Genomic DNA, 9,556 nt, shown 5'->3' with positions numbered 1-9,556 from the left:
CCCCGGAACAGGCCGGTCAGCAGGCGCTGCTCGTCGGCGGTCGCGGCGGCGAAGAGACGGCCGACGAGATCCCGCCGCCGGGCCTGCGAACCGGAGCCGGCGACGCGGGAGATCTCCTCGATCGCCGCGTCGACGGCGGCGACGGTGAGCGTCGGCTCGGCGGCCGGCGGCGGCAGGTCACGCAGGCCCGCCCAGCCGACACCGGTCTGACGCTGGCGCAGCTCACCGGCGAGATAGCCGGCGCCGGCCGGGATCTCGCCCGGCTCCAGCCCGCGCAGCGCAGCGGCCAGCAGCTCCACCTTGGCTCGTCTGCCGCTGGTGGCGCCGACCGCGGCCGAGGTGGCCGCCAGCTCCACGAAACGCACGCCCATATCCTGCCAGTCACCTGCGACACCGGGGCCGATCCGGCGACCCGGCACACCACACGGGTGGCCGGGTCACCGGCAACCGGTCAGGCCGAGACCGGTTCCTCGATCCGCAGGCCGCGCCCGCGCACGCCCTCGGCGACCCGGGTGAGCAGCGCGTCGAGCGTGACCAGCGCGGCGGAGAGCTCGCCGATCTGTTCGTTGAGCGTGTCCTCGGACCACGCGGAGACGTCGACGTCCCCCAGAGCACGGACGGCGGCCTGAAGCCGCTCCATCTCGTCGTTCGTACGCATGTTCGAAAGGCTATAACACCCCGCCCGCCGACACACCACAAACTCCGACATCGGCCCCGAAGTTACGGTTTCGACACCTCAGCCGCGGTTTCCGGCCTCCGCCACCCGGGCCAGCAGCAGCGCCTCGGCCAGGCACACCCGCGCGAACTCGCCCAGGTGCAGGCTCTCGTTCGGCCCGTGGGCCCGCGCGTGCGGGTCCTCCACCCCGGTCACCAGGATCGCGGCCTGCGGGAACATCTCCTGGAACGTGGCGATGAACGGGATCGACCCGCCCACCCCGATGTCCACCGGGTCGGTGCCGTCCCAGGCCGCCCGGAACGCCGACCGCGCCGCGTCGAACATCGGCCCGGAGGCGTCGATGACGCAGGGCGCGCCGTCGTGCTCGAACGTCACCGACACCTGCGCGCCCCACGGCGCGTGCCGCTCCAGGTGCGCGGTCAGCGCCGCGTACGCCTTCTTCGGGTCATCGCCCGGCGCGAGCCGTACGCTCAGCTTCGCCTTCGCGGACGGCACCAGCGCGTTCGGCGCCTCGCCGGTGGCCGGCGCGTCCACGCCGAGGATCGCCAGCGCCGGCTTGGTCCAGAGCCGGTCGGTGATCCGGCCGGTGCCGAACAGTTCCGCGCCGTCGACCAGGCCGGCCTCGGCGCGGAACCGGTCCTCCGGGTAGTCGACGCTGGCGCCCTCGCGGCCGACCAGTCCGTCCACCGCGACGTCACCGGCCTCGTCGTGCAGCGTGCCGAGCAGCTTCACCAGCGCGGTGAGCGCGTCCGGCACCGCGCCGCCGAACATGCCGCTGTGCACCGCGTGGTCGAGCGTGCGCACCTCCACGAAGCAGTTGACGATGCCGCGCAGCGAGGTGGTCAGCGCGGGCACGCCGACGTCCCAGTTGGTGGAGTCGGCGATCACGATGACGTCGGAGGCCAGATCGTCACGGTGCTCGGCGAGCAGCCGCTCCAGCGAGTCCGAGCCGTACTCCTCCTCGCCCTCGATGAACAGCACCACGCCGACCGGGAGCCGGTCGCCGAACGCGCGCAGCGCGGCGACGTGCGCCATGATGCCGGCCTTGTCGTCGGCGGCGCCCCGGCCGTAGAGGCGGCCGTCACGCTCCACCGGCTCGAACGGGTCCGACTCCCACAGCGACAGGTCGCCGACCGGCTGCACGTCGTGGTGCGCGTACATGAGCACGGTGGGCGCGCCGGGCGGGGCCGCCTTCGTGCCGATCACCGCGGGCTGGCCGCCGGACCGGACGATCCGCGTGTCGAGGCCGCAGCCGCGCAGCAGCTCCGCCACCGCCTCGGCGGAACGCTCCACGTGCGAGTGGTCGAAGCCCTCGAAGGCGATGCCCGGGATGCGGACGAGTCGCTCGAGGTCGGCACGGACGCCGGGCAGTTCCCGCTCGACGGCGGCCCGCACCTCGGACTCGGAGTGGCTCGGAGTGGTCTTGACCGGAATCGTATGCTGGCCTTACCCCGCCACGTCGGCCGAGCCTGATCGCCGGCCGCCCACCCGGACGTAGTAGCGGTCCGCGTCGTGCGGCAGGTCCGGGGCGCCGTCGACGACCAGGTCCACCGCCACCGCGGTGCCGTCGGCGGTGAAGTGCGCCCGCTCCCCCGCGTGCCAGCGGCGCAACTCCGGCAGGATCTGCTCACCGTCGCGGGCGAGCGCCCGGCGCAACCGCAGCTCGGCCGGCGCGGTGACGAGCACCGACAGCGTCAGCTCGGGGCGTACCGCGGCGCGGGCGGCGCTCACCCCCTCGACGATCAGCGCCGGACCGGCCGGCACCGGCACCACCCGGTCCAGGAACCGGCGTCGCACCCAGCTGTAGCGGCGGTAGCCGCCCGCCCGGCCGGCCCGCACCGGGCCGAGCACCTGCTCCTCCAGCCGGGTCCAGAACGTGAGCTGGTCGTCCCAGCCGTCGAGCAGGTCGTCGGTGTGCACCAACGGCGGGCGCACGCCGCCCGCCCGCTCCGCGAGCGCGTCCGCGAGGCGCGTCGCGAACACGCTCTTGCCCGCGCCGCTGGGCCCGTCGACGGCCACCAGCCGGGTACGCCCCAACCGCGCCGGACCGGCCAGCACGCGGCGGGCCAACCCGGCGTACGCCTCGATCACGGCGACGTTCACCCGACCGACGCTAACGTTCCCCCGTCCGCTGGAACCTGCGACCCGGGCGGACCGTTTCGGCGAGCGGTGACGTGGGCGGCTGGGCATCATCGGGGGGTGCTCCATGACGTGATGTGTCCGGGCGTCGACGCCCTCCTGGAACAGGCCCGCGCCGGTCTCCGCCGGCTCACTCCGCACGAGACCGTCGAGGCGGTCCGAGGCGGCGCGCTGCTGATCGACACGCGTACCGAGGCGCAGCGCCGCGAGGAGGGTGAGCTGCCCGGCGCGATCGTCATCGACCGCACCGTGCTGGAGTGGCGGCTCGACCCGGCCAGCGCCTGGCGCATCCCCGAGGCCACCGGGTACGACCGCGAGATCGTCGTGGTGTGCCGGGAGGGGTACAGCTCCAGCCTGGCCGCCGCCAGCCTCCAGACGCTGGGGCTGCGGCAGGCCACCGACATGATCGGCGGGGTGCAGGGCTGGCGGGAGGCCGGGCTGCCGATGTCCGACCGCCCGGCCGACGTGCGCTACTGAACCGCGCGGTCGACGGCGGGCCGCCGGACGTCGCTCTGTGCCGGCGGCGCGCCGGGTGGCACGAACGGCAGTCCCGGCGGCGGACCGGACTCGATCAGCCGCCACAGCGCGTCCGTGTCGAGGTGTTCCTCCACCAGGTCGCCGAGCAGGTCCAGCGTCCGCTCCCGGGCCGCCGCGAAGGACGTGTCCGGCGCGACCTTGAAGCCGGTGCGCCCGGCCGCCGCCGCGACCTCGGTCAGGAAGCGGCGGCGGAACTCGTCGGAGGAGAACGTGCCGTGCCAGTGGGTGCCGTACACGTTGCCGAGGCGTGCGCCCTCGCCGGTGCCGTCGGTGTGACGGAGCAGCGGTGCGAGTCCCGGGTCGGCCGTCGACACCCGGCCGTGGTGGATCTCGTAGCCGCTCACCGGCACGTCCCCGGCGGCGCTGCCCTCGGCCCGGCGCACCGTCTTGACCGGCTCGAACGTGATCTCGACGGGCAGCAGCCCGAGGCCGGGCACGGTGCCCCGGCGGCTCTCCACCGGGTCGTGGATCACCCGGCCCAGCATCTGGAAGCCGCCGCAGATGCCGAGCAGCGGCCGTCCGGCGGCGGCGTGCGCCAGTACCGCGTCGGCCAGGCCGGTCTCCCGCAGCCAGGCCAGGTCGGCGACAGTCGACTTGGTGCCGGGGAGCACCACCAGGTCGGCGGCGGCCAGTTCGGCCGGTTCGACGGTGAGGCGTACCCGCACACCCGGCTCGGTGGCGAGGGCCTCGACGTCGGTGGCGTTGCTGATCCGGGGTAGCCGCACCACTGCCACGTCGAGCCAGTCGGTGCCCCGGGGCGCGGGCGGCCGGCCGAGCACCCGCCCGTACGCGAGCGAGTCCTCCGCGTCCAGCCACAGGTCCAGCGCCCAGGGCACCACCCCGTACGTGGGACGGCCGGTGACCCGGCGCAGCATGTCCAGCCCCGGCTGGAGCAGCCCCCGGTCGCCCCGGAACTTGTTCACCACGAACCCGGCGACCAGCGCCTGGTCGGCCGCGTCGAGCAGGGCGACGGTGCCGAACATCGAGGCGAACACGCCGCCCCGGTCGATGTCGCCGACCACGATCGTCGGCAGCCCGGCCGCACGCGCCAGCCCCATGTTGACGTAGTCGCCGTCACGCAGGTTGATCTCGGCGGGGCTGCCCGCGCCCTCGCAGATCACCACCTCGTACTCCTCGCGCAGCTCGGTCAGCGCCGCGTACGCGGTGGTGGCGAGCCGGGACCGCACCTCGTGGTAGTTGCCGGCGGTGACCGTGTCGACCGCCTCGCCGAGCAGCACCACCTGGCTGGCGTGGTCGCTGCCCGGCTTGAGCAGCACCGGGTTGAACCGCAGGTCGGCGTCGAGCCCGCAGGCGGCGGCCTGCATGGCCTGGGCTCGGCCCAGCTCCCCGCCGCGCCCGTCCGGCCCGACCACCACAGCGGAGTTGTTCGACATGTTCTGCGCCTTGAACGGCGCGACCCGGACGCCCCGGCGGCGCAGCCAGCGGCAGATACCGGCGGTGAGCACGCTCTTGCCGGCGTCGGAGGTGGTGCCGGCGACCAGCAGCCCGCCGCTCACCGCCCGCTCCCCCGGCGGGCTGCCCGCATGAGGACGCCCAGCGCGGCCCGTCCGGCGGCTCCGGCCACGCGCCCGACGGTCACCGGGTAGAGCGCGGCCAGGCCGAGCGCGGCCGCGCCGACCGCGCCGGAGATCCGGGCGGCCCGCTTCAGGTGCCGCGCCTCGGGGCGGGGCCCGTCACCGAGGAACGGCCGGGTCTCGGCGCGGCCGAAGTAGACGTTGCGCCCGCCGAGCCGGACACCGAGCGCGCCCGCCATCGCCGCCTCGCACTGACCGGCGTTGGGGCTCGGGTGGTCGGCCCGGTCCCGCCGCCACACCCGCCAGGCGACGGCACGGTCCCCGTGCGCCGCCGGCGCAACCGCGACCGTGAGCAACCCGGTCAGCCGGGACGGCACCAGGTTCAGCACGTCGTCCAGCCGGGCCGCCGGGGTGCCGAAGCGGGCGTACCGGGGCGAGCGGTGACCGACCATCGCGTCGAGCGTGTTTGCCGCCCGGTAGCCGAGCAGGCCGGGCAGGCCCGCGACCGCGCCCCAGACCAGCGGGGCGACCACCGCGTCCGAGGTGTTCTCGGCGACCGACTCGACCGTGGCGCGGGCGAGTTCGGACTCGTCGAGGGCGGACGGGTCCCGCCCGCAGAGGTTGCCGAGGCGGGCCCGGGCGGCGGGCAGGTCGGCCCGGCCCAGCGCCCGTGCCATCACCCGGGACTCGTGCCGCAGCGTGCGCCCACCCAGCACCGTCCAGGTGCCGGCGGCGACCAGCGCGGCCCGGGCCACCGGATGACGGCGGGTGGCCAGCGCGGCGGCGGCGCCGAGCAGGACCGGCGCGCCGACGGCGAGCGCCGTGAACGCGGCACCGGCCGACCGGTCGGGACGGTAGAGCCGCTGTTCCAAGGCACCGGCCGCCCGGCCGAAGCCGGCCACCGGATGCCACCGGCGGGGGTCACCGAGCAGCGCGTCGAGCGCGTAACCCGCCACCAGTCCGGTCGCGTTCGCCATGGCGGTCGCCTGCCGCACCCGTCACCACCTCCGGCCGGCCAGCCTAGTCGTACGCGGGGTGGAGACGCCGATGTCACCACCCCGCGCCCCCGTCGGACGACTGTCAGGCGGGCACCGGGGTCCGTCGCCTGCTCCGGCGCCCCGACGCGGTCCCGCCCGGGCTCGCGCCGCCCGGCTCGCCCTCACCCGGCCCGGAACCACCCGGTCCGCCGACCTCCGGCGGTGCGACCTCGCCCAGTTCGTCGTCCTCGGCCGTGGCCGGCCCGTCGTCGGCCACGTCGCCCAGCTCGTCCTCCTCCCCCGCCGGGCCACCCGAACCGGGGTCGAAGCCAGCGGCCTGCCGCGCACCGGACCGGGCATCGACGGACCAGGCGTCGACGGACCGGGCGTCGAACGGGTCGGGCTCACCCACCCGCTCCACGGTGCCGACGAGCCCGACCCGGCCGCCGCCGTACTCCGGGGGCGGGAAGTCGTCGTCGAAGGGCCGGTCGTCGAAGGTGGCCGGGGCCTGCCCGTCGGGCACCGGCTCGGTCGTCTCGCCGTGCACCCGCTGCTCGGCCTCCGCGTCCTCGACCGTGCTGGTGGCCGCGCGGGGCTGGTTGCGCAGGAACCGGGCCCGGCCGCGGGACAGGTCGTGCCCGACCGCGACCGCCTCCAGTTCGTAGAGCGTGCGGTGGGTGCCGGACTCGTCGGTCCAGTCCCGGGTGTAGAGACGGCCGGCGACGATCACCGGGTCGCCGACCGCCACCGAGGACGCGACTCCCTCGGCCAGGCGGCGCCAGCAGTTGACCCGTACCCGCAGGCTGTTGCCGTCGACCCAGCGGCCGCTGTCGCGGTCGAGCCGGCGGGCGGTCGAGGCGACCTTGAAGTTGGCCACCAGCGTTCCGCTCTGGGTGGTCCGGCGCCACTCCGGCGCGGTCAGCACATTGCCGACGATCGTGACGTACGTATCGAACATCGCCCCTCCCAGGGATCGACTTGTCCCGGAAAGCGTCGGCCCGCCGCCTAGCCCGGGCCACCCGCCCGGCCCGTACCTGTGGATGACGGACCGCCCTGTGGACAACCCCCTGATCAAGGTCCCGATCTGCTAGGTCAACCGGCCCTACGCGCCTGACCTGCGGCGACGCATGATCGAGTGGAGCCGGCAAGCAGGCGTTCCGGAATCGCGCCGGTTGGGTAAGTACTTGATCAACCGAGAGAAAGGGAGCTCCGATGCTTCTCCGAGACGTCCGCGAGGCAGCGCGATGAGCGCCGTGGCGAACCCCGCGACCGTGGCCGAGTGCCTGCGGGTCGGCGCCGGGTTCTCCCAGGGCGACCGCAACTGGATCGCCGAGCAGTTCGCGACCCTGGACACCCGGCTCGCCGGCTTCCACGCCGACGCCACCGAGCTGGAGGTGTCCGTCAAGGATCGTGAGGCCCGGGGCCAGAAGGTGACCCTGGAGTGCTGGATCGCCGGCCGGCAGAAGATCGTCACCACCTCGACCGAGGAGGATCTGCACGCCGCGCTCAACGACGTCCGGGACGACCTGCGCCGCAAGCTCAACGACGCGAAGACCCGGCAGGAGCCGCGCAACAACAAGCACCTGCGCGCCGTCGACCAGCCCGAGGGCGTCCCGTTGCAGGACGCCGCACGCGAGGACGCCGAAACCGTCTGAATCCCGGCACGGCCCGCCCGCTCGGTGCCGGCGGGCGGGCCGTCCCCGCGCCGAGGCGTTGTTAAGAAGGGGCCCTTCCTCTACCGGATGCGTTAACAAGGGCCCCCTCCTTACAGCCCAGCACCCCTACCGCCGGGTAGCGCGGCGGCGTACCGTCGCGGTCGTGGAACCGGACGTGCTGGGCACCCCCTACGAGCGGCGGACGATCGACCTGGGCACCGACGACGAGGGGCCGGTCGTCGCGACCCTGGTGCGACGGCGGGCCGACCGCCCGACCGGTCGCGCCGTGCTCTACGTGCACGGGTTCGTCGACTACTTCTTCCAGACCCACGTAGCCGACTTCTTCGCCGAGCGCGGCTGGGACTTCTACGCGCTCGACCTGCGCAAGTACGGCCGCAGCCTGCTGGCGCACCAGACTCCGAACTTCTGCCGCGACCTGAGCGACTACTTCCCCGAGCTGGACGCCGCCGCGGAGATCATCCGTGCCGAGGAGGGCCACGACACCCTGCTCGCCATGGGCCACTCGACCGGCGGCCTGATCATCTCGCTCTGGGCGCACGACCGCCGCGACGCCGGACTGGTCGACGGCATCGTGCTCAACAGCCCCTTCTTCGACATCAACGCGCCCTGGATGGTCCGTCGACCCCTCGCGGCCGCCGTCTCCCGCCTGGGCCGCAAGGCGCCGCAGCGTGTCCTGCCGTTCGGCCTGGGCACCGTGTACGGCGAGAGCCTGCACGCCGACCACCGGGGCGAGTGGCGGTACGACCTGGCCTGGAAGCCGCTCGCCGGGTTCCCGGTCCGGGCCGGCTGGCTCAATGCGATCCGTACCGGTCAGCGTCGCCTGCGGGCCGGGCTGGACATCCCGGTGCCGGTGCTGCTCGCCTGTTCGACGCGCAGTTTCCGGGGCACCAAGTGGCACGACAGCGCCACCGGCGCCGACGCCGTGCTCGACGTCGAGCACATGGTGCGCTGGGCGCCCCGCCTCGGCCGGCACGTCACGCTGGCCCGCTTCGACGGCGGGCTGCACGACCTCACGCTGTCCAGTCCCGGCGTACGCGAGAAGGTCTTCGCGGAGGTCGGACGGTGGGCGGAGGGGTTCCTCCGCGCCGGACCGACCGAACCGGAGCCCACGACGCCGCCGTCACCTCGGCGGCCGGCCGACGCGACCGCCGAGGGCTGAGGCCGGGCCGGCCTCGCCGCCGGCTCAGTCGGCGACGACCGCCGCGAGCGCGGCGCGGATCCGGTCGAACGTGGCGATCGGGTGCCCGCCTGCCTGCGGCGGCAGCACCACACCCAGGCAGCGCAACGCCGGCCCGCCGTCCGGTCCGGCCTCGACCGCGAACACCGGCGCGCCCACGTACCCGGCGGGCAGCTCCGTGGTGACCCGCACCTCGCCGCCGTCCCGGGCGACCCGCTCGACCACCGCTTCCAGCGGCCGCGACCCGTCCTCACCCGCGCCCAGGGCCAGCACGAACGCCGAGGCGGGCGCCGCGCCGATCCGGGCGACCGAGTCGGCCGGCGCGGCCACCGCCTCGGTGACCTGCTGGGTACGCCAGCGCCAGCCCCGGTCGTCGGCCCAGCCGTGCAGACCGCCGGTCGGCATCGCGGCGAGCCCCAGTTCCGGCAGGTGCAGCCAGTGGTCGGCGAAGCCGGGCAGGTCGATCGGCTCGTCCGCCCCCTCGGCCGGGTCCGTGACGCTGGGCCGCAACCCGATCTCGCCGTACGCCCGGTCGGTCAGCGCGTCGGCGGTGAGCAGCCACTCGTGCGCGACCTCCCCGTCGTCGGTGGCGCCGACCAGCTCGCTGTAGAAGAAGGCGGTGCCGAGGACGCCGGCCGGCGCGCCCGGGCCGTCCGAGCCGGTGAGGGGCAGGATCGCCCGTCCGAGGAGCTGACACAGCTCGAAGACGATCTCGTTCTCGGTTTCCTGGTCGAGCAGCATCCGACGAGGGTACGGATCGCGTCCCGCCCGCCCCGCGCGGGACCCGCCGGAACTGTGGTGCCGTTCCGGGCCCCGGCATGGGACGCTGAGGGGCGGAC

At 74.8% G+C, this 9,556-nt stretch carries 10 protein-coding genes and 1 pseudogene; 3 read left to right on the top strand and 8 right to left on the bottom strand.

All coding sequences use genetic code 11. The features are described 5' to 3' along the window. The 4 genes and pseudogenes from KBX39_RS13310 to KBX39_RS13295 all read right to left on the bottom strand — a co-directional run. Nucleotides 1–371: pseudogene (locus tag KBX39_RS13310) on the bottom strand (ATP-dependent DNA ligase); the annotation flags it as partial. Between the two features lie 80 nt (nt 372–451). Then, on the bottom strand, nt 452–658 hold the full coding sequence (locus KBX39_RS13305; protein ID WP_030273275.1) for a hypothetical protein: 207 nt from the start codon (nt 656–658) through the stop codon (nt 452–454). Between the two features lie 78 nt (nt 659–736). Further along, nucleotides 737–2,110, bottom strand: coding sequence for a dipeptidase (locus tag KBX39_RS13300; RefSeq protein ID WP_210870777.1), 1,374 nt, complete (start codon nt 2,108–2,110; stop codon nt 737–739). A 12-nt stretch (nt 2,111–2,122) separates the two neighbouring features. Further along, nucleotides 2,123–2,779 (bottom strand): hypothetical protein, encoded by a 657-nt coding sequence (locus KBX39_RS13295; RefSeq protein WP_312247094.1) that lies wholly within the window; start codon nt 2,777–2,779, stop codon nt 2,123–2,125. Between the two features lie 111 nt (nt 2,780–2,890). On the opposite strand from KBX39_RS13295, the gene KBX39_RS13290 reads away from it, so the two are divergent. Continuing rightward, a complete protein-coding gene (locus KBX39_RS13290; RefSeq protein ID WP_013288093.1) occupies nt 2,891–3,292 on the top strand; it encodes a rhodanese-like domain-containing protein in 402 nt (133 codons plus the stop codon). On the opposite strand, the gene KBX39_RS13285 is transcribed toward KBX39_RS13290, so the two are convergent. The 3 genes from KBX39_RS13285 to ssb all read right to left on the bottom strand — a co-directional run bounded on the left by KBX39_RS13285 (nt 3,286) and on the right by ssb (nt 6,822). Continuing rightward, nucleotides 3,286–4,869, bottom strand: a complete 1,584-nt coding sequence (locus KBX39_RS13285) for a cobyric acid synthase (RefSeq protein WP_210870774.1) — start codon at nt 4,867–4,869, stop codon at nt 3,286–3,288. The genes KBX39_RS13290 and KBX39_RS13285 overlap by 7 nt on opposite strands. Next, a complete protein-coding gene (locus tag KBX39_RS13280) occupies nt 4,866–5,864 on the bottom strand; it encodes a cobalamin biosynthesis protein (RefSeq protein WP_124778957.1) in 999 nt (332 codons plus the stop codon). The genes KBX39_RS13285 and KBX39_RS13280 overlap by 4 nt, the downstream gene beginning before the upstream one ends. Before the next feature lie 103 nt (nt 5,865–5,967). Further along, nucleotides 5,968–6,822, bottom strand: coding sequence for a single-stranded DNA-binding protein (ssb, locus tag KBX39_RS13275; protein ID WP_210870771.1), 855 nt, complete (start codon nt 6,820–6,822; stop codon nt 5,968–5,970). A 286-nt stretch (nt 6,823–7,108) separates the two neighbouring features. Between ssb and KBX39_RS13270 the strand changes: the two genes are divergently transcribed. Then, a complete protein-coding gene (locus KBX39_RS13270) occupies nt 7,109–7,519 on the top strand; it encodes an HPF/RaiA family ribosome-associated protein (RefSeq protein WP_043328869.1) in 411 nt (136 codons plus the stop codon). A gap of 163 nt (nt 7,520–7,682) precedes the next feature. Next, nucleotides 7,683–8,699: an alpha/beta hydrolase gene (locus KBX39_RS13265; protein WP_210870768.1), complete on the top strand. Its 1,017-nt coding sequence runs from the start codon at nt 7,683–7,685 to the stop codon at nt 8,697–8,699. A 24-nt stretch (nt 8,700–8,723) separates the two neighbouring features. Here the strand turns inward: KBX39_RS13265 and KBX39_RS13260 are convergent, their stop codons facing one another. Next, nucleotides 8,724–9,458: a hypothetical protein gene (locus KBX39_RS13260; RefSeq protein ID WP_210870765.1), complete on the bottom strand. Its 735-nt coding sequence runs from the start codon at nt 9,456–9,458 to the stop codon at nt 8,724–8,726. Between the last annotated feature and the right edge of the window lie 98 nt (nt 9,459–9,556).

Source organism: Micromonospora sp. D75, assembly GCF_018070405.1.
Taxonomy (GTDB): Bacteria; Actinomycetota; Actinomycetes; order Mycobacteriales; family Micromonosporaceae; genus Micromonospora; species Micromonospora chalcea.
Note: the sequence above shows the minus strand (reverse complement) of the source record. Positions and strands in the feature narration are given on the sequence as shown.